Source organism: Pseudomonas sp. E1BtOHC1, assembly GCF_058744285.1.
This window is the reverse complement of sequence record NZ_CP196023.1, coordinates 3589768-3608615: the sequence shown is the minus strand read 5'-3', so window position 1 is coordinate 3608615 and position 18848 is coordinate 3589768. Positions and strand designations below refer to the sequence as shown.

General features: G+C 63.0%; 16 protein-coding genes. 9 read left to right on the top strand and 7 right to left on the bottom strand.

Annotation, left to right across the window (positions count from 1 at the left end):
• Positions 1 to 67: 67 nt before the first annotated feature.
• A complete protein-coding gene (locus ACSSVC_RS16655) occupies positions 68 to 1003 on the top strand; it encodes a phytanoyl-CoA dioxygenase family protein (protein ID WP_404939469.1) in 936 nt (311 codons plus the stop codon).
• A gap of 6 nt (positions 1004 to 1009) precedes the next feature.
• Here the strand turns inward: ACSSVC_RS16655 and ACSSVC_RS16650 are convergent, their stop codons facing one another.
• Positions 1010 to 1903 carry a LysR family transcriptional regulator gene (locus ACSSVC_RS16650; protein WP_492611023.1) on the bottom strand — a complete coding sequence of 298 codons (894 nt, stop codon included), beginning with the start codon at positions 1901 to 1903 and terminating at the stop codon, positions 1010 to 1012.
• 131 nt (positions 1904 to 2034) lie between these two features.
• Here ACSSVC_RS16650 and ACSSVC_RS16645 point away from each other — a divergent pair, with 131 nt between their 5' ends.
• The 3 genes from ACSSVC_RS16645 to ACSSVC_RS16635 all read left to right on the top strand — a co-directional run bounded on the left by ACSSVC_RS16645 (position 2035) and on the right by ACSSVC_RS16635 (position 6429).
• The gene (locus ACSSVC_RS16645; RefSeq protein ID WP_404939465.1) at positions 2035 to 3681 is read left to right on the top strand and encodes a GMC family oxidoreductase; all 1647 of its coding nucleotides are present in this window, start codon (positions 2035 to 2037) and stop codon (positions 3679 to 3681) included.
• Positions 3682 to 3877: 196 nt separating this feature from the next.
• Positions 3878 to 5500, top strand: coding sequence for an MFS transporter (locus ACSSVC_RS16640; RefSeq protein WP_404939463.1), 1623 nt, complete (start codon positions 3878 to 3880; stop codon positions 5498 to 5500).
• A 179-nt stretch (positions 5501 to 5679) separates the two neighbouring features.
• Positions 5680 to 6429 (top strand): glycine-rich domain-containing protein, encoded by a 750-nt coding sequence (locus ACSSVC_RS16635; protein ID WP_492611022.1) that lies wholly within the window; start codon positions 5680 to 5682, stop codon positions 6427 to 6429.
• Positions 6430 to 6583: 154 nt separating this feature from the next.
• Here the strand turns inward: ACSSVC_RS16635 and ACSSVC_RS16630 are convergent, their stop codons facing one another.
• Both ACSSVC_RS16630 and ACSSVC_RS16625 read right to left on the bottom strand, forming a co-directional pair.
• The gene (locus ACSSVC_RS16630; protein ID WP_129405577.1) at positions 6584 to 7186 is read right to left on the bottom strand and encodes an SUKH-3 domain-containing protein; all 603 of its coding nucleotides are present in this window, start codon (positions 7184 to 7186) and stop codon (positions 6584 to 6586) included.
• A 129-nt stretch (positions 7187 to 7315) separates the two neighbouring features.
• Complete coding sequence (locus ACSSVC_RS16625; protein WP_492611021.1) at positions 7316 to 8767, bottom strand: serralysin family metalloprotease; 1452 nt, start codon at positions 8765 to 8767, stop codon at positions 7316 to 7318.
• Positions 8768 to 9048: 281 nt separating this feature from the next.
• On the opposite strand from ACSSVC_RS16625, the gene ACSSVC_RS16620 reads away from it, so the two are divergent.
• Positions 9049 to 9345, top strand: coding sequence for a hypothetical protein (locus ACSSVC_RS16620; RefSeq protein WP_492611020.1), 297 nt, complete (start codon positions 9049 to 9051; stop codon positions 9343 to 9345).
• A 6-nt stretch (positions 9346 to 9351) separates the two neighbouring features.
• Here ACSSVC_RS16620 and ACSSVC_RS16615 read toward each other — a convergent pair whose 3' ends face one another.
• Complete coding sequence (locus ACSSVC_RS16615; RefSeq protein WP_492611019.1) at positions 9352 to 11712, bottom strand: DNA polymerase II; 2361 nt, start codon at positions 11710 to 11712, stop codon at positions 9352 to 9354.
• Between the two features lie 569 nt (positions 11713 to 12281).
• Between ACSSVC_RS16615 and ACSSVC_RS16610 the strand changes: the two genes are divergently transcribed.
• Together ACSSVC_RS16610 and ACSSVC_RS16605 are read left to right on the top strand one after the other, a co-directional pair.
• Positions 12282 to 12611: a hypothetical protein gene (locus tag ACSSVC_RS16610; RefSeq protein ID WP_011060776.1), complete on the top strand. Its 330-nt coding sequence runs from the start codon at positions 12282 to 12284 to the stop codon at positions 12609 to 12611.
• Between the two features lie 283 nt (positions 12612 to 12894).
• Positions 12895 to 13473 (top strand): GIY-YIG nuclease family protein, encoded by a 579-nt coding sequence (locus ACSSVC_RS16605; RefSeq protein WP_346635778.1) that lies wholly within the window; start codon positions 12895 to 12897, stop codon positions 13471 to 13473.
• A gap of 92 nt (positions 13474 to 13565) precedes the next feature.
• Here ACSSVC_RS16605 and ACSSVC_RS16600 read toward each other — a convergent pair whose 3' ends face one another.
• From ACSSVC_RS16600 to ACSSVC_RS16590, 3 genes are all read right to left on the bottom strand, one after another.
• Positions 13566 to 15416, bottom strand: a complete 1851-nt coding sequence (locus ACSSVC_RS16600; RefSeq protein ID WP_492611018.1) for an amidohydrolase — start codon at positions 15414 to 15416, stop codon at positions 13566 to 13568.
• Between the two features lie 30 nt (positions 15417 to 15446).
• Positions 15447 to 16025: an antibiotic biosynthesis monooxygenase gene (locus ACSSVC_RS16595; protein WP_404939453.1), complete on the bottom strand. Its 579-nt coding sequence runs from the start codon at positions 16023 to 16025 to the stop codon at positions 15447 to 15449.
• A 135-nt stretch (positions 16026 to 16160) separates the two neighbouring features.
• Positions 16161 to 16802, bottom strand: coding sequence for a hydrolase (locus ACSSVC_RS16590; RefSeq protein WP_346635775.1), 642 nt, complete (start codon positions 16800 to 16802; stop codon positions 16161 to 16163).
• A 160-nt stretch (positions 16803 to 16962) separates the two neighbouring features.
• Here ACSSVC_RS16590 and ACSSVC_RS16585 point away from each other — a divergent pair, with 160 nt between their 5' ends.
• Both ACSSVC_RS16585 and ACSSVC_RS16580 read left to right on the top strand, forming a co-directional pair.
• Complete coding sequence (locus ACSSVC_RS16585) at positions 16963 to 17859, top strand: LysR family transcriptional regulator (RefSeq protein ID WP_346635774.1); 897 nt, start codon at positions 16963 to 16965, stop codon at positions 17857 to 17859.
• A gap of 92 nt (positions 17860 to 17951) precedes the next feature.
• A complete protein-coding gene (locus ACSSVC_RS16580) occupies positions 17952 to 18611 on the top strand; it encodes a methyltransferase family protein (protein ID WP_346635773.1) in 660 nt (219 codons plus the stop codon).
• Positions 18612 to 18848: the final 237 nt, after the last annotated feature.

The window sequence follows — 18848 nt, the reverse complement described above, 5'->3', positions numbered from 1 at the left end:
CCAGCCTGCCGACCCAGCGCGCGCTGTCCATACTCAAGGGCCTTGTCCCTGGTAATGGAATACCCCTGTGAACCTGCCACCGGTCCTGCCTGACACCGCCCCTGCCCTGGTCAACCCGCTACGCCTGGATCAGGACGATCTGCGGCATTTCAAGGAGCGTGGCTTCATCAAGCTGCGCAGTCTGTTGACGCCAGCGGCTGTCCTGCAACTGCGCGAACTGGCCAACAGCCAACTGCGCCCGGCCCCCTCGGGAACTTCGGCTCATGGCGACGGCTTCAGCCGCCTGACTCATCGGGTGACCCAGGTCGGCATCCTCGAACGCCTCTACCGGCAACCGGCCTTCGCCCAGGTGCTGACCCGCCTCACCGGCTGCCGCCTGATCATGAGCGAGGCCCAGAGTTTCGAGCTGGGGGTGGGACGCTCGGGCTTTGCCTGGCACTACGACTCGCTGAACTTTCGCTACATCCGCCCCCAGGACCCGGCCTTCAGCCTGTGGATGCCGTTGCAGCCGATCCGCCCCCAACTGCAAGGTGGCGGCATGGCCTGGGTGCCCCTGTCGCTGTTCTCGGCCCAGGAGAACTTCCAGTTCTCGCGCCTGCTGGCAGGGAAACTGGCACGGGGCGAGACGGTGGCCGAGTTTTCCGCTCACCTGCACCACACCTACTGCACGCCCGGGATGCTCACCGACAGCTTCGAGCAGCAGCGCATCGAAGAGGCCTTCGATCCCGGCGACGCCCTGCTGTTCAGCAAATACCTGTGGCACCGCTCCAGCCCCTTGCTGGCCGGCGACCTGGAACGCCGCCAGGCCGTGACCTTACGCCTGCTGGACTGGCGGGCCTGCCTTGATCCACTGATGCAGGAAGGCGAAACCCGCAGCGCCGGCGGCCTGGGTATGGGTCTGGACGGCGGCCCGCTGAACCCGCAGTCCTACGGCTCGCGTTTCGTCGATATCAAGCCCGGGGCACCGATCCGCAGCTCGGTCCATTGCGGGCCGATTCTCTGAACCAGGCTAGATCTCGGGCCCCAGCAACACCTGCTGCTGCGCCGCGCACTGCTCCACCAGATAGTCCCAGACCACCCGCAGCCGCACCGATTTGTGCAGCTCACGGCGGGTGCTGATCCAGTAGGCGCGCTGGATGCTTTCCGCCGGCAGCAGCGGCACCAGTTGCGGATCGGCGGCAGCCATGTAGCACGGCAGCACGGCGATCCCCAGACCTGAGCGGGCCGCTTCCTGCTGGGCGATGACGCTGGTGCTGTGGAACACCACCTGAGGGTTGCGGCAGAAGCTGTTGAGGAACATCAGTTCCTGGCTGAACAAGAGGTCGTCGACATAACCGATCCAGGCGTGGCGCCCCAGGTCCTCGCGGCTGCGCAGGGGCGGCGCGCGGTCCAGGTAGGCCTGACTGGCGTACAGCGCCAGGCGGTAGTCGGTGAGTTTACGGGTCACCAGCATGTCGGCGCTGGGACGCTCCAGATGGATGCTGATCTCCGCCTCGCGATTGAGGATGCTGACAAAGCGCGGCACCGCCACCAGCTCCACCTCCAGCCCCGGATAACGTTCGAACAGGCCATACATGCGGCTGGCGAGAAACTTGACCCCCAGGCCCTCGGTGACCCCGACACGAATCTTGCCCAGGGGCGCACTGGACTGGGTGATTTCCTCCTGCACCAGCAAGGCAACGTTTTCCATGGCTTCGGCGTGCTTGAGCAGCGCCTCGCCGGCCGGGGTCAGTTCGTAGCCCTGGGCGTGCTGGACGAACAGCGCAGTGCCCAGGGCCCTCTCCACCGCCTCGATATGCCGGGCCACCGTCGCGTGAGTAGTGTTCAGCCGCCGCGCCGCGGTGAGCAGGCGCCCGCTGCGTTGCAGCTCGAGGAAGTAGCGCAGATCGTTCCAGTCGAACATGGAAATCCTGGTCAATGTCGAAGAGGGACGCTGTTAGAAAACGCACAGCAGGTGGGTAAAAACTAACATTCTTTTGACGAAAGCTAACAACTAGGATGAGGACCAATAAGAACAGAAAAATGAGGTCACGGATGCTCCCTGCCTTTGACGCCTACGACTACATTGTGGTCGGCGCCGGTCCCGCCGGCTGTCTGCTGGCCAATCGCCTGTCCGCCAACCCCCAGCACCGGGTGCTGCTGCTGGAAGCCGGTGGCCGCGACAACTACCCCTGGATCCACATTCCCGTGGGCTACCTGTTCTGCATCGGTAACCCGCGCACCGACTGGTGCTTCAAGACCGAGGCCGAACCCGGCCTGCAGGGCCGCAGCCTGAGCTATCCGCGGGGCAAGGTGCTGGGCGGCTGCTCGTCGATCAACGGCATGATCTACATGCGCGGCCAGGCCGCCGACTACGATGGCTGGGCCGCCGCCGGCAACCCCGGCTGGAGCTGGGAGGATGTACTGCCGCTGTTCAAGAAAAGCGAAAACCATTTTGCCGGAGGCAATGAGCTGCACGGCGCCGCCGGCGAATGGCGGGTCGAACGCCAGCGCCTGTCATGGCCGATCCTCGATGCCTTCCGCACGGCTGCGCAGCAGAGCGGCATCCGCAACATCGACGATTTCAACGGTGGCGATAACGAAGGCTGCGGCTACTTCCAGGTCAACCAGAAGGCCGGGGTGCGCTGGAATGCGGCCAAGGCCTTTCTCAAGCCCATCGCCAATCGCCCCAACCTGGTGGTGCTGACCGATGTCGAGGTGCAGCGGCTGATTCTCGAGGACGGCCGCGCCACCGCGGTGCGGGCCATCAGCCAGGGCCGCCAGCAGAATTTCAAGGCACGCCGGGAGATCATTCTGTGCGCCGGCTCCGTCGGCTCGCCGAGCATCCTGCAGCGCTCGGGCATCGGCCCGGCACCACTCCTGCAGCGCTTGGGGATCGGGGTCAGCCATGCCCTGCCCGGGGTCGGCAGCAACCTCCAGGACCACCTGCAACTGCGCTTGATCTACAAGCTGGAAAACGCCCGCACCCTGAACCAGATCGCCGGCAGCCTGTGGGGCAAGATGGGCATGGGCCTGCGCTACCTGTATGACCGCAGCGGCCCGCTGTCCATGGCCCCGAGTCAGTTGGGCGCCTTTGCCCGCTCGGGACCGGAGCAGTCCAGCGCCAACCTCGAATACCACGTGCAGCCGCTGTCACTGGAGCGCTTCGGTGAGCCCTTGCACAGCTTCCCGGCCTTCACGGCCTCGGTCTGCGACCTGCGCCCGCAAAGCCGTGGCCGGATAGAGATACGTTCCGTGGAGCCCGGGGATGCGCCGCTGATCCAGCCCAACTACCTGAGCCATCCTGAGGATCTGCGCGTCGCTGCCGATGCCATCCGCCTGACCCGGCGTATCGTCGGCGCTCCGGCCCTGCAACCCTTCAAGCCCAGCGAATACCTGCCCGGGCCGCAACTGCAGAGTGAGGAACAACTGCATGAAGCGGCGGCCCGCATCGGCACCACCATCTTCCATCCGGTGGGCACCTGCCGCATGGGCCACGACGCCCAGGCGGTAGTGGATGCGCAATTGCGGGTGCATGGCATTCCCGGACTGCGGATTGCCGATGCCTCGATCATGCCGCGCATTACCTCCGGCAACACCTGCTCGCCGACCCTGATGATCGCCGAGAAGGCTGCCGAACTGATTCTTGCCACAGTCCCCAGGAGTACCGTCCAGCACAAGCAACCCGCCACCCCGGCATGACCGTATGAGTCGGCTTGCCGGCGAAGGCGCCTCCAAGGTCGGCACCTGGCTCAAGGGCCTCTTCGCTGGCAAGCCTGCTCCTACGGTCGGGAGGTAAACGAGGGTTCATCGCACGCTAGCGATGAATCGCAACAACGGCGCCGATTACGGCGCCGGCAGTGGAACAACAACAATAATCACTGTAAGGAAGCCCCCTATGTCAGAACACGCTCAGTCTCTCAATGCGCCTCTGGACGACTCCGCTGCCAAGGGCAGTCAGAAGGTGATCTTCGCCTCGTCACTCGGCACGGTGTTCGAGTGGTATGACTTCTTTCTCTATGGCGCCCTCGCGGCGGTGATCAGCAAGCAGTTCTTCGCCGGGGTCAACGACACCACGGCGTTCATCTTCGCCCTCATGGCCTTTGCCGCCGGCTTCGTGGTGCGCCCCTTCGGCGCGCTGGTGTTCGGCCGCCTGGGGGACATGATCGGCCGCAAGTACACCTTCCTCGCCACCATCATCCTCATGGGGGTGGCGACCTTCGCCGTGGGCCTGCTGCCCAACTACGCCAGCATCGGCATCGCCGCGCCGATCATCCTGGTGGCCCTGCGCATGCTCCAGGGCCTGGCCCTGGGGGGTGAATACGGCGGTGCCGCCACCTATGTGGCCGAGCACGCGCCACAGGGCAAGCGCGGTTTCCACACCAGCTGGATCCAGTCCACTGCGACCCTCGGCCTGCTGCTGTCGCTGCTGGTGGTACTGGCTTGCCGCTATTTCACCGGCGATCAGTTCGAGGTCTGGGGCTGGCGCCTGCCGTTCCTGCTGTCCATCGTCCTGCTGGGCATCTCCACCTGGATCCGTATGAGCCTGCACGAGTCGCCGGCCTTCCTGAAAATGAAAGAAGAAGGCCACGCCAGCAAGGCGCCGATCCGCGAGTCCTTCGGCAAATGGGAAAACCTCAAGGTGGTGCTGATCGCCCTGTTCAGCATCAACGCCGGGCAGGCAGTGACCTTCTATGCCGCGCAGTTCTACGTTTTGTTCTTCCTCACCCAGTTCCTCAAGATGGACCCGGCCCTGGCCAACAGCCTGCTGATCATCAGCGTAGTAATCGGCGCACCGATGTTCATCTTCTTCGGCTGGCTCTCGGACAAAATCGGCCGCAAGCCGGTGTTGATGCTCGGCCTGTTGCTGGCCACGGTGCTGTACTTCCCGATCTTCAAGGCCCTTGCCCACTACGCCAACCCGGCCATCGACCAGGCCAGCCGCCAGGCGCCCATCAGCGTCACCGCCGACCCGGCCACCTGCACCTTCCAGTTCGACCCGGTGGGCAAGGCGCGCTTCGACAGCCCCTGCGACAAGGTCAAGACCTTCCTGGTGAAACAGGGCCTGCCGTACAGCAGCATCGCCGCCCCCGCCGGCAGCCCGGTGCAGGTCAGCGTCGGTGACGTGAAGATCAACGGCTTCGACGAAGCGGCCCTGCGTGGCGCGGTGACCCTGGCCGGCTATCCGCAGCAGGCGGACACGCAGAACGTCAACAAACCCATGGTGGTGCTGCTGATCGTGGCGCTGATCCTGATTGCCGCCATGTGCTACGGCCCGCTGGCAGCGCTGATGGTGGAACTGTTCCCGACCCGTATCCGCTACACCTCGATGTCCCTGCCCTACCACATTGGCAACGGCTGGTTTGGCGGATTCCTGCCGACGGTGTCCTTTGCCCTGGTGGTCTACACCGGCGATATCTTTTATGGCCTGTGGTACCCGGTGCTGATTACCGGGGTCAGCCTGGTGGTGGGTTTGCTGTGTTTGCGTGAGACCCGGAATATCGATATCGACCACGTCTGACGAGGCCTTTGCCTGGCAAGCAGGACTTGCAGGAGCCGGCTTGCCGGCGAAGGCATCCGCAAGGCAGGCGCCCGGCTTGCCGGCCTCTGCGCTGGCAAGCCGACTCCTACGAGGGGGCGGCTTGAATAAAGCGCTGCTTTGCGCCACTGTCTCGGCACTTTTTCCGGCGGAGACCGAACATGCTGTTGATCCTTCCCGCAGTGGTGGCCCTGGCCTTGATCCTGGTGTTATGGCGCCGTCAGAACACCCTCACCGCGTTGCGCCGGGAAGCCTATATCCGCGATTTCACCTTGCCACCACGGCTGTTCGAACCCCTGCGCACCCAGCATCCGCACCTGCGCCTCAAGGACTGCCAACTGGTGGCTCAGGGCTTGCGTCAGTTCTTCCTGGCCTACCTCAAGGGCGGCCAGCACTACGTGTCGATGCCGTCCCAGGTGGTGGACGATCTGTGGCACGAGTTCATCCTGCATACCCGGGATTATCAGCAGTTCTGCGACAAGGCCTTCGGCCAGTTCCTCCATCACACTCCCGCCGCGGTGCTCGGCCAGAACGCTGCGCGCAAAAGCGACAACGGCCTGCGCCGGGTCTGGCGTCTGGCCTGCCTGGAAGAAAACATCAACCCTGCCCAGCCCAGCCGCCTGCCGCTGCTGTTCGCCCTGGATGCCAAGCTGAAAATCGCTCGGGGCTTTCACTACGTCGCTGACTGCCAGTCCCTGCGGCGTCTGACGGACAACGCCACCACGGCTGCCGTGGTGCACTGCGGCAGCGAGCTGTACAGCAGTTCCTTCGACAGCGACTCCTCCAGCAGTGGCAGCGACAGTGACGGCTCGCGTTTCGGCGGCGACGGGGACAGTGGCGGCAGCGATGGCGGCGGGGGCGACAGCAGCGGTTGCGGGGGCGGCGGTTGTGGCGGCGGGGGCGGCGACTGATCACCCGTGGGCCAGCGCCACCGACAGCCAGGTGGCCGAGGCAATGTCCTGGCGCTGTGATTTGCCTGGCGCGGGCGCAGACCAGGAGGCTTGCCTGAGCGTTGAGCGAAACCGACACAGGCACACGGGCTGGGCGCGATGCCCAGCACCCACATCAGAGCGCGCGGGCGTGAAAAAAACCGGGCGTTAGAACAAGCGGATCGCCAGTCCGAAAACGCTCGCCCCATACCATGACTTCTTCTTGCGACGGCAACAGCATGGGGCGTAATCGATACCCTTTGAGCAGGGCCTCGACGCCTTGAGCAAAATCATGCCCAACAAAAAGCATTATGGGCGCGACCAATCCGTTCGAGAACAAACGGCCTTGGCTATCCAGCCAGAGCTGTGCATGACCATGATGTACATCACCCAGGCAAACAAAGTGGGTGTGCAGCGCTTCTTGCCAGCCATGTACTTGTTCATCGGGGCACGCAGGACACCCAAACTCTATGTCACTAGAGGCACACTCCGCCCCCGCGCCGGTATGCCCTACGGTCAATTCGCCAAATGCTTGTAGGATGCGAAATGCCGGATGTGCGCGGGGTACGTGACTATCAACCACAACGGCCCTGCCAGGGGCCCACCCGGCATCTCTGAAAAACGGCTCTATGTTCGGAGTAAGGAGGTTCATGCGGCGAAGATAATCAAAGTGCAGGAAAACCGCAAAAGCCCTGTATACGGCCCCTGCCGGAAGGCTATCAGCTGCTCTGCGCGTCAAGTCGACATCCACGACTATCGACGGCCAGCCAATGCCGGCCTCGATCAAACCTGCCCAGGACCGGGGAAAACAAGGGGAAGAGTGATGTGGAAGCGGCGCATCGCGCGCCGCTCCACTGTTTCCGATCAATCAGGCGATGATGTCGGTGACAGCCGCCTGGCCCACGGTGCCCACGGCGAAGTCCACCGCGCCATGACCGGTCAGGTCGATCATCAGGCTGGTCTGGTTGGTTTCGACAAAGTAGGTGAGGATCGCATCGCCGGCGTGGCCAGTGAAGCCGCTGACGAAGTTCAGGGTGGCGCCGGTGGAGGCAAACAGGCCGCTGAGGTCGATCTTGTCCTCGCCACTGGCGAAATCCATGATCCAGTCCGGGGCGTCGAAGGTCGAATCTGAAGCTGCGCCGAACACGAAGGTGTCGGCCCCTGCCCCGCCCCACAGCGTATCGCCACCGCCACCGCCGTAGAGGATGTCGTTGCCGGCACCGCCTTCGAGGATGTTCGCCGCAGCGTTGCCGATCAGCAGGTCATTGCCCGAACCGCCGATGGCGTTTTCCACGGTCACGCCGTGGGCGATGGAGACGTTGCCCACCAGGCCGCCGACATCGGAGAAACCACCCTCGTTGAGGTTGATCTTCTGGTCCTGGGTGAAGCCGGAGAAGTCCAGGGTATCGTTGCCGCCGCCGTCCCAGACCGCAAACACCAGCTTGTCGGAGGCGCTCTGGGCGCTGTAGAAATCCCGCCCGGTGTTGGAGTTGAAGCCATAGACAGTGTTGTCGGCACGGGTCTCGTGGTTGGCGCCATAGAGCTTCTGCACGGCGACGATATCGTCCAGCAACGGCGCCGAGGCGTAGGCACCGCCGCCGTCCTTGCTGAAGTCCTGCCCGGTGTGGCTCTCGCTCCAGTAGCTCATCAGGCTGTAGCCACGGGTGTCCTGGGCGTAGGTGACGTCGTTGTAGGTGGGGCTGCCGCTGCCGGCGTTGTACACGCCCGGATGGGACAGGCCCAGGCTGTGGCCGATTTCGTGGGTCAGGGTCTGGCGGCCATAGTTGCCGTTGCCCGGTGTTTCGTTGACCCGGTACTGGTCGTTGATCAGGTACCAGGACTGGCCGTCATAGCTGCTGCCGGACGGCAAGTAGGCAAAGGCCGCGCCGCCGGTGCTGACGTTGTAGTTGCCGAAGCTCAGGTGGCCGTCGCCGCCCTTGGCGGACTCGGTGAAGGTGATGTTGGCCACGTCCGACCAGGACTGCAGGGACAGCTGGGCCTGAGCCTTCTGCAGCGCGCTGAACTCGCTGAAGCTGCCCAGGGCCGGGTTGTAGTTGGCCGGTTTGTCAGTGAGGAAGCTGTAGCTCAGGTCGATCTTGCCGTCGCCATTCTGGTCGTGCCAGGACAGGCCCTTGCGCAGGATCGAGTCGGCGGCCTGGTCGGCGGTGAACGATGGCTTGCCGTTCACCAGTTCGCTGCCGCCCCGGTCATACAGATGGCTGAAGGCCTGGACCTGTTGGTAGGCAGTGCTGAGCGCTGCGATCGGGTCGATCCCGTAGCCGATGGTTTCAGGGAGTGCTTTGGATAGTGCGTTTGACATTGTTACGTCCTTGTTCCAGACAAAAAATTTCCGATAGAACAGCAACGACCCCGCCTGCGAGATCGTCCTATCACTCGCCCATTGAGGCGCAAGAAACCTGACACACTCGTCAACCGCGAGTCCACGGTTTTTTTTGTCCGACAAAAGCCCGAAAAGCGCTCTGGCCCGGGGTAAATATTCCACTCGCGCACGGCTCTGGCAGCAGATAGGCTAAGCATCAATCCGGGGCTGCAAAGCTCGCTCAAGCCTCTGCCCCAAGGCTGTTCCACGAGGAGTCCGCGATGCGCAAAATCCTGCTGCTGGGCACTTTGATAATCTTCACCGGCGCCGCCCACGCCGAAGGTGTACCGCTATTCAACGTTTCCTGCCCCGGCAATCTGGCCGTCAGTGCCGACCAGGGCGGACCGATTTACATCAATGGCAAAGCGGTCAAGAGCAGCGCCGTGGATGACCGGCATTTCCAGGTCAAGACGCCGGAAACAACCCTGACCATCAGCGTCGAGGACGACGATTCGGTGACCGTGAAATACAGCGACAAACACGGTGCCAGTGGTCTGTGCGAAACCGTGGACGACTGAGGCCTCTCAGAACAAGCCCATCTGCCCGCCCACCAGGGTGCTGAAGTCGTCCTGCACGAACGGCAGGATGGCATCTGCCACCGGCTGCAGCTGCCGGGTCAGGTAGTGCTCGTAGTCGATGGCCGCGCGGCGGTTTTCCAGGGGCTCGGGGCCGGCCAGGGTGATCACGTAGCTGATCCAGCCACCGTTCTGGTACTGCAACGGCCGGCCCTGCTCACGGTTGTATTCATCCGCCAGGCGCGCGGCGCGAACATGGGGTGGCACGTTGCGCTCGTAGTCGTCCAGGGGACGGCGCAGGCGCTTGCGGTAGATCAGCCAATCATCCAGTTGCCCGGCCAGGGTGCGTTGCACGTAGTCGCGCACATAGTCCTGGTAGGGCTGGCGATGGAAGATCCGCTGGTACAGCTCCTGCTGGAATTCCCGGGCCAGGGGCGACCAGTCGGTGCGCACGGTCTCCAGCCCCTTGTAGACCATCTCCTGACGGCCATCGGCGCGCTGCACCAGCCCGGCATAACGCTTCTTGCTGCCCTCCTCGGCGCCGCGGATGGTGGGCATCAGAAAACGTTTGTAGTGGGTTTCGAACTGCAACTCCAAGGCGCTTTCCAGGCCATATTGCTGCTGCAGATGCTCGCGCCACCACTGGTTGACGTGGGCCACCAGGCCGCGCCCGATCAGCGCCGCCTGCTCCTCGTCATGCAGGCTGCCGAGCCAGACGAACGTGGAGTCGGTATCGCCATAGATCACTTGATGGCCCTGGGCTTCGATCAACTGCCGGGTACGCGCCATGATCTCGTGGCCACGCAGGGTGATGGATGAAGCCAGGCGTGGGTCGAAGAAGCGGCAACCGCTGGACCCGAGCACGCCGTAGAAGGCGTTCATGATGATCTTCAGGGCCTGGGACAGCGGCGCGTTGTGCTCGCGCTTGGCCACTTCACGGCCCTCGGCGACCCGGGTCACGATCGCTGGCAGGCAATGTCGGGTGCGGGAGAAGCGCGCACCGCGAAAGCCCGCGACCGAGTGCTGGTCATCCGGCTGGCGCAGGCCTTCCACCAGCCCCACCGGGTCGATCAGGAAACTGCGGATGATCGACGGGTACAGGCTCTTGTAGTCCAGCACCAGCACCGACTCATAGAGGCCGGGGCGCGAATCCATGACAAAACCGCCAGGGCTGGCCTGGGGCGGCAGCTCGCCGAGGTTGGGGGCAACAAAGCCCTGGCGATGCATCAGCGGCATGTACAGGTGAGTGAAAGCCGCCACCGAGCCGCCGCTGCGGTCAGCGGGCAGGCCAGTGACTGTGGCCCGCTCCAGGAGGAAGGTCAGCAGCTCGGTCTTGGCGAAAATCCGCGTCACCAGCTCGCAGTCCTTGAGGTTGTAGCGGGCCAGGGCCGGCTTGTCCTCGGCGAACATGCGGTTGATTTCGTCCATGCGCTGGTACGGGTTGTCGATCGACTTGCCCTCCCCCAACAGGGTCTGGGCGACGTTTTCCAGGCTGAAGGACGGGAAGCTCCAGGTCGCCGAACGCAGGGCTTCGATGCCGTCGATGATCAAGCGTCCGGCGGCCGAGGCGAAGTAATGAGTGCGGCTGCCGTGCTCGCGCCATTGCATCTCCTCGCCACCACGCCCCAGGCGCAGGGGCACCGCCAGGCGCCGGGCATGCTCATGCAGCACCCGCAGGTCGAACTGCACCAGATTCCAGCCAATGATCGCGTCGGGGTCGTGCCGGGCCAGCCACTGGTTGAGTTTCTCCAGCAACTGCTCGCGGCTGGCGCAGAACTCCAGGTCGAAGTCCACGGGGCTATCGTCCTCCCGGGCCTTGCCGAGCATGTACACCTGGCGCTGGCCACAGCCCTCCAGCGCAATGGAGTACAACTCGCCGCGCTCGCTGGTTTCAATGTCCAGGGACGCCAGCTTGAGTGCGGGCCGGTAATCCGGCGCCGGCTTCATCTGCGCCTCGAGTAACAGGCCGTCGGGCCCTGGCTGGCCGCCAAAGGATACCGGCGCAGTAATGAAACGCTCCATCAGGTAGCGCTCGGGCGGGCGAACGTCGCCCTCGAACACCTCGACACCGGCGCGGCGCAGGGTCTTGTCCAGACGCATCAGCTGATTGTGCTGCGGGCAATACATGCCCAGCACCGGGCGCTGGTGGAAGTCGCGCAACTGCAGGGGACGCAGCTCGACATCCGGGTCGTCGGCCAGCAAGCGCTCGGCCTGAGGACGCTGCACCGCCGGGACAAAGGCCACGGAAGTCTGCAACGGCAAGCGGATCCGGCGCGGGCCCTGGTCGGTGGCCAACCAGAATTCGACTTCCGTGCCCGCCGGCGTATCGCGCCAGTGCCGAGTCAGGACGAAGCCTTGTTGTACATCCACCGCTGCAACCTCAGAGCTGTTTCAAGGCGCCGATTCTACCTGTCCTGGCCGCCGATAGGGTGTCTGGATGATGGCTTTGCGGCTTTTGTCAGACAAGATGTAGTGCTTGAAAATTTTCACTACAAAACCGTTGACGAGAGGATTTCGCCCTTGCATGATGCAGACGTCCCCCCGATCGGGGGACGAGGCAAAGGTGTTATGAGCAAGCTCGTCTGACCGCCGAGCTGTGACCCGGATGTGTACTGCCCACAAGGCAGATTGATGAAACTGACCTGGCATTGACCGTCCAGTACCAAGACGGGAAGCCGGCGAAAACTCCTCAAGATGCTTGTGGCCGATGATGGGAATGTCGGCAGCTTCATCCAGGTTTACGCTGCTTCTCTTCGTTGTGACGCTATTGCGTAGCAGTTAATCAAGGCAACTACACGCATCAGGCTCTGGGCCTTATCTGTATCCGACAGACACCCTCTGTCGCCCTGTTTCCGGTATCAGGGTTCAACTTACCGACGTAGCAAGATGAATTAGCGAATCAACTTAGATAGATCGATAAATGGTCAAGGGGGCTACAAATGAATCTTAATAATCAACCCACTATTGATGAATTGGCACGTATGTTCGCCGCACAGAAAGACAGCCACGACAGCCACATCCTGTGGATTGCCAAGTCGGGCCAAGTGCATATCGACTGCCTGTCGCCCCATAGCCATGAAGCAGAGTTCGACCAGAACAACCGGGACCTGGCGGCCCGCCTGAAGATGTACCGCCGCGGCCAGGGCTACGTCGGCAAGAAAGCCGCCGCCGACAAGGACTTCATCGGCCGGGTACTGGAGACCCTGAAAGCCGAATGGCAGTCGCTGCGGGACAAGTCGGAAGTTCGGGTTATTGATCGGTTTTGTTGAGACAAGTTAAAACCGGATATAAGCCAACAAGGGGCGCTGAACTTTCAGCGCCCCTTTTTATTGTCTGCAATAAACCTGAGTAACTTTTCCCGCACACCGGGATCAGGTCAAGAACTTCATCATCTGACGGTTGGACAGAATAATGGCCAATTAGTAGCATTGCTCCCGCTCAAACCGACCTGAAGGTCGGCACACGGAGCTCAAGCCCCTTGTTGAAGACCCACTACAACCATCACGCGGGATACTCGATAGCCGAGTCCAACCTGGAGAAAAGGATTTTTTTGTGACTGATCGCAGCGGCGTTTTGCGTTACATCATTGAACGGTATTACTCGGGGGACATAGAAACTGCCTGTGCCCATACCGGGTACAGCAGCAAGCAGATCGAGGACTGGTGTTCTGGCCAATGCCAGCCGCAGCACATCACGGTCGAGTACTTCATTCACCGCGCCTTTACGCCTGAATTCCAGTCAGTGGTGGAGTTCGCCGAGTTCAAGCAGGACCAGCCAGTGATGGCGCAGTTGAAAACCCTGTTCAAGGGCCACGAAGAGCGGGCAGGCATCTACGCCTTCTATGACTCGATGGCCAACCTCATCTACCTCGGCAAAGCCACCAATCTGTTGAAAGAAGCCTACTCGGCTATTCGCCGGGATGTGGACATCCAGTTCCCCGCGGGAATCAAGAAGAAGCCCGATAAACGCTACGAAATCGTTCGCTACATCTCCGCCTACGATGTTGGCAGCTCCGATTGGATGGATTTCCCCAAACACGTTGAGTCGCTGATCCTCAGAATCTCCAAGCCTATCTTGAACAAGAACATCGGCCATATCGAACAGGCGTACACGCCTCCCGGTATCGACTGACAGGCTTTCTATCCCTCGAGCGGCCGGGAGATTGACCAAAAAAACAGGCAACAGGACGATCTACCGTCCTGTCGCCTTTTTACTGGCTTGCTTCAGAACGCAAAACACGAACACCCAAACGCCCCCCAGAACCCCTGGAAGTCACTCACCGGCACATTCGACAGCCGTGCCTTCTGGTGTCCATGGGCATGCACCGCGCACGGGCCGCTGCACTGGTGCACCTGGTTCTGCAACGGTGCACCGGGTTTCCAATGCCCCGACACCTTGACCACCGGCGACCAGTCCGGGGTCACTGCCAGGCTCGGTGGGGCCAGTTTGGCGAAGTCGCCGGCGGCGTGGACCACCTTGCCGTCCACCACGGTGAGCAAGGATTCGATCCACTTGATCGCCTCTTCCTCGACACTGAAGTAGTCCGCCGACAGGGCCACCAGGTCCGCCAGTTGCCCGACCTTGATCTGGCCTTTCTTGCCCTGTTCCGAAGAGAACCAGGCGCTGCCGTGGGTATAGAGCTCCAGCGCGGTGTCGCGGCTCAAGCCCTGGGGATACAGCTCCAGGCCGCCGACGGTCTTGCCGCTGACCATCCAGTACAGCGAGGTCCAGGGGTTGTAGCTGGAGACTCGGGTGGCGTCGGTGCCGGCGCCCACCGGAATGCCTTCGGCGAGCATGCGCTGGATCGGCGGGGTCATCTCGGCAGCCTTGGCCCCGTAGCGCTCGACAAAATACTCTCCCTGGAAGGCCATGCGATCCTGGATGGCGATGCCGCCGCCCAGGGCCCGCACCCGCTCGATGTTTTTCGGGCTGATGGTTTCTGCGTGATCGAAAAACCACGGCAGGCCGTTGAAGGGGATGTCGCGGTCGACCTTTTCGAACACATCGAGCATCCGCGAGATGGATTCGTCGTAGGTGGCGTGCAGGCGGAACGGCCAGCGCTGCTCCACCAGGTGGCGCACCACCGGTTCCAGCTCCTGCTCCATGGTCTGCGGCAGATCGGGGCGCGGTTCGAGGAAGTCCTCGAAGTCGGCGGCGGAGAACACCAGCATCTCCCCTGCCCCGTTGTGCCGCAGGAAGTCGTCGCCCTGGCCGTAGGTGACGCTGGCGGTCCAGTGCTTGAAGTCGGTCAGTTCTTCCTTGGGTTTCTGGGTGAACAGGTTGTAGGCGATGCGCACGGTCAGTTGCTGTTTGGCCGCCAGTTCGTTGATCACCTGATAGTCGTCCGGGTAGTTCTGGAAGCCGCCGCCGGCATCGATGGCGCTGGTCACCCCGAGGCGATTGAGCTCGCGCATGAACTGGCGGGTCGAGTTGACCTGGTATTCCAGGGGCAGCTTGGGCCCCTTGGCCAGGGTCGAGTAAAGGATCATCGCGTTGGGCCGGGCGATCAGCATGCCAGTGGGATTGCCATTGCCATCGCGGACAATCTCGCCACCGGGCGGGTTCGGGGTGTTGCGGTCGTAGCCCACCACCCGCAGCGCAGCACGATTGAGCAAGGCCCGGTCATACAAGTGCAGCACGAACACCGGAGTGTCCGGGGCCGCCTGGTTCAGTTCTTCCAAGGTCGGCATGCGTTTCTCGGCGAACTGGAATTCGTTCCAGCCGCCCACCACCCGCACCCACTGCGGCGCAGGGGTGCGCAGGGCCTGTTCCTTGAGCAGGCGCAGGGCATCGGCCAGGGACGGCACGCCTTCCCAGCGCAGTTCCAGGTTGTAGTTGAGTCCGCCGCGGATCAGGTGCAGGTGCGAGTCGTTGAGCCCGGGGATCACCGTGCGGCCCATCAGGTCGATGACCTGGGTGCCGGCGCCGCGCAGGGCCATGGCCTGGGCGTCGTTGCCCACGGCGATGAAGCGACCGTCCTTGATCGCTACCGCGCTGGCCCGGGGCTTGGCCCGGTCCACGGTATGCAGGCGGCCGTTGAACAGAATCAGGTCGGCAATTGCTTGGGGTTGCATGGCATTGCTCCAGATGAAAGTCGTGGGGAATCAAGCCGCGCTGCGCGGTTGCAACCAGCGGCGAAACAGACGCGTGACCCGGGGCATGAAGACGTAGACCACCAGCAGCACGATGCTCAGGGTAATCAGCACCGTGGCTGGCACATAAGCGCCGAGCCAAGGCAGTTGGGCAAACACCGGCTTCCATAACTGAGGCACCAGAAAGCTCAGCGGCAGGATCACCAGGAAGGTCACGCAGGCCTGCTTCCAGCGCGGTGGCGGGGTTGGCGCAGCAGCGTCCTGAGGGGTGAACCAGAACTCACGGTCAGCATTGATTTCGGTCTGGTCGCCATCGGCCAGCAAATGCTGCGCCTGTTGCACCAGCTCGCGGCGGTCGGCGGAATCCAGCCAGTGCTGCAACTGCTCGGTGCTGGCAAAGCGCAGCACGCTGGTGAACAGCCCCAGACCGCCACTGTGGCCACGGACCACGTCGATGCCCAGATGCCCCGGGTAGCTGCGGGCCTTGGCGATGATCTGCCGCAGCCAGGTTTCATAGGCCTGCTCCTGGCCGTGCTTGATCCGGTGGCGCACCAGCAAGGTCACCACACCGTCGGTGAGTTCGATATTCATCACAAGGCTCCAGCGTCGGGAAGGAGATCGCGCCGGATGCAGCAGGGCTGCACCCGCGCTTCACAGTTAAGGCCCGTAGCAGCCGGCTTGCCAGCGAAGCGCCCCGCAGGATCGCGTTGGCCGGCCAGCCACCTCCTACAGCTGACGTTGCGGCGCCTTGTGCACCATGCTGTAGGCATAGTCCACGCCCATGCCGTAGGCGCCGCTGTGCTCCAGCACCAGGCCCATGACCGCGTCGTAGGTGTCCTTGTGCGCCCAGTCACGCTGGTATTCCAGCAGCACCTGTTGCCAGGTCACCGGTACCGCACCGGCCTGGATCATCCGCTGCACAGCCATGTCGTGGGCTTCCTGGCTGGTGCCGCCGGAGGCGTCGGTGACGATGTACACCTCGTAGCCTTCGGCCAGGGCTTCCAGGGCCGGGAAGGTCAGGCAGACCTCAGTCCAGAGTGCCGCCATCACCAATTTCTTGCGCCCGGTGGCCTTCACCGCCTCCACCAGCTTGCGGTCTTCCCAGGAGTTCATGGAGGTGCGTTCGATAGGCTGCTGATCAGGAAACACTGCCAGCAATTCCGGCCAGATGTAGCCGCTGAAGCTCTGGGTCTCCACCGAGGTGAGAATGCTCGGCACGTTAAAGATCTTTGCCGCCTTGGCCAGGGCCACGGTGTTGTTCTTCAGGGTCTGGCGGTCGATCGACTGCACGCCGAAAGCCATCTGTGGCTGGTGGTCGATGAGAATCAGGGCCGAGTTGGCCGGGTTCAGCAATTCACGAATGGACATGGCGCGTTCCTTTTGCAGTCAGAGAGTGAGGGTCGAACATGACCGGCTGATGGCGCTGCTGCGCCCCTTTGCGTCCGGCTTGGTGGCTAATTTAGGGGATGGCTGAAACAGCGACAATTCCCTAAAATCGAGAATCATTGATTCCAAATAAGGGACAATCATGGACCGCATCCAATGCATGCGCGCCTTTGTCGTCACCGTTGACGAGAACGGTTTTGCCGCCGCTGCCCGGGCAATGGACGTACCCCGCTCCAAGGTCAGCAAACAGATCCAGGCTCTGGAAGAAGCCATCGGCGTGCAACTGCTGCAGCGCACCACCCGCAGCCTGCATTTGACCGAGGCCGGTGCCGAGTACTACGAAAGTGCCCGGGAAGTGCTGGCGACCGTGGACGAAGCCGAGCAGCGGGCCCGGGACGGCATCGCCGAATTGCGCGGGGTGTTGCGGGTCAATGCACCGATGTCCTTCGGTCTGCGTCGGCTCGGGCCGCTGGTGCCGCTGTTCCATGAGCAGCACCCGCTGATCGAGTTGCAACTGGTGCTCAGCGACCAGCAAGTGGACCCGGTGCGCGGCGGTTTCGATGTCACCCTGCGCATCGCCAGCCTGCCGGATTCATCCATGGTGGCCCGCCAACTGGCACCGGCGCCGCGGATCATGGTGGCCGCGCCCAGCTACCTGGCTCGGGCCGGAGTGCCTGGCCACCCCAAGGAGCTGAGCAGCCACCAGTGCCTCAACTATGGCTACCTGCAAAGCGGGGTCAGCCTGCAATTGAGCCACGGCAGCGACACCCAGCGGGTACACGTCACCGGACCGTTGCACGCCAACAATGGCGACCTGCTGGCCCAGGCCGCCGAGGCCGGCATGGGCATCGCCCTGTTGCCGGATTTCATCGTCGAGGATGCGTTGGCCGCCGGACGCCTGGTGCCGGTGCTGTGTGAATGGCAGGCGCCGCCCATCAGCGTCAACGTGGTCTATCCCTCGGCCCGGCGCGTGCCACAGAAGACCCGGGCCTTCATCGATTTCCTGGTGAGCCACCTGACGCAAAGGACGACCGCCTGATCGGCCTGAGGCGCGCTGGCGGACGAACGAGCGCATTCGCCCGCAAGCGGACTCCTACACTCAGGGGAGGCTCCTCACCCTGGGCGATCAACATGAACATCTCTCCTCGACTGGCCGTTTCCAGCGTGCTCGGCGCCCTTGCCTACCTGGGCCTGGCAATCTGGGGCCTCGGCGGTTTCACGGCGTTCTTCGCCCACCCGCCCCTGAACCTGATCGTCATCGTCACCTTGCTGATGGTGGTGGCCTCGCTGTACAGCGAGGTCAACCTCAGCAGCGGCGTGCAGGAGGACCAGGGCAACCGCTGGGTGCTTGGGGCCTTCGCCGTGATCGGCCTGCTGAGCGGCTTCGTTCCGGCCTACAGCGACCGCATCGACTTCTGGACCTTTGGCGACGAAGGCCTGCGCTGGCTGGGTGCCTTGCTGTTCACCCTCGGCGGCGTACTGCGCCTGTGGCCCGTGTTCATCCTCGGCCGACGCTTCAGTGGACTGGTGGCGATCCAGAGCGGGCACAGGCTGGTGGTGGACGGCCTGTATCGCCACCTGCGCAACCCCAGCTACCTCGGTCTGCTGGTGAACGCCGTGGGCTGGGCCCTGGCCTTTCGCTCCGGGCTGGGGCTGCTGCTGGCGGCCCTGACCCTGATCCCGCTGATCGCGCGAATTCATGCCGAAGAAGCCTTGTTGCGCAGCCATTTCGGCCAGGAGTACGACGACTATTGCGCCCACAGCTGGCGCCTGCTGCCCGGGGTCTACTGAGGTTCTGTAAAAAAAATCAGACACTCCTGACATCAGGACTGCACCGCTCTAGCACGCACCTCTCCCTCTGTTCGAAGGACGCTCGCCAGGGGACTTGAGCCTTTTACCCCCCTTACATTGGCTGGCGGATTCTTGCAGTATTGATCCGCCCTGGGGAGACGGACCCATTGATCCGCCCCACCAGCGCCCGGTTCACATAAAGAATAATCACAACGAACTCGACAGCGAGATCACCCG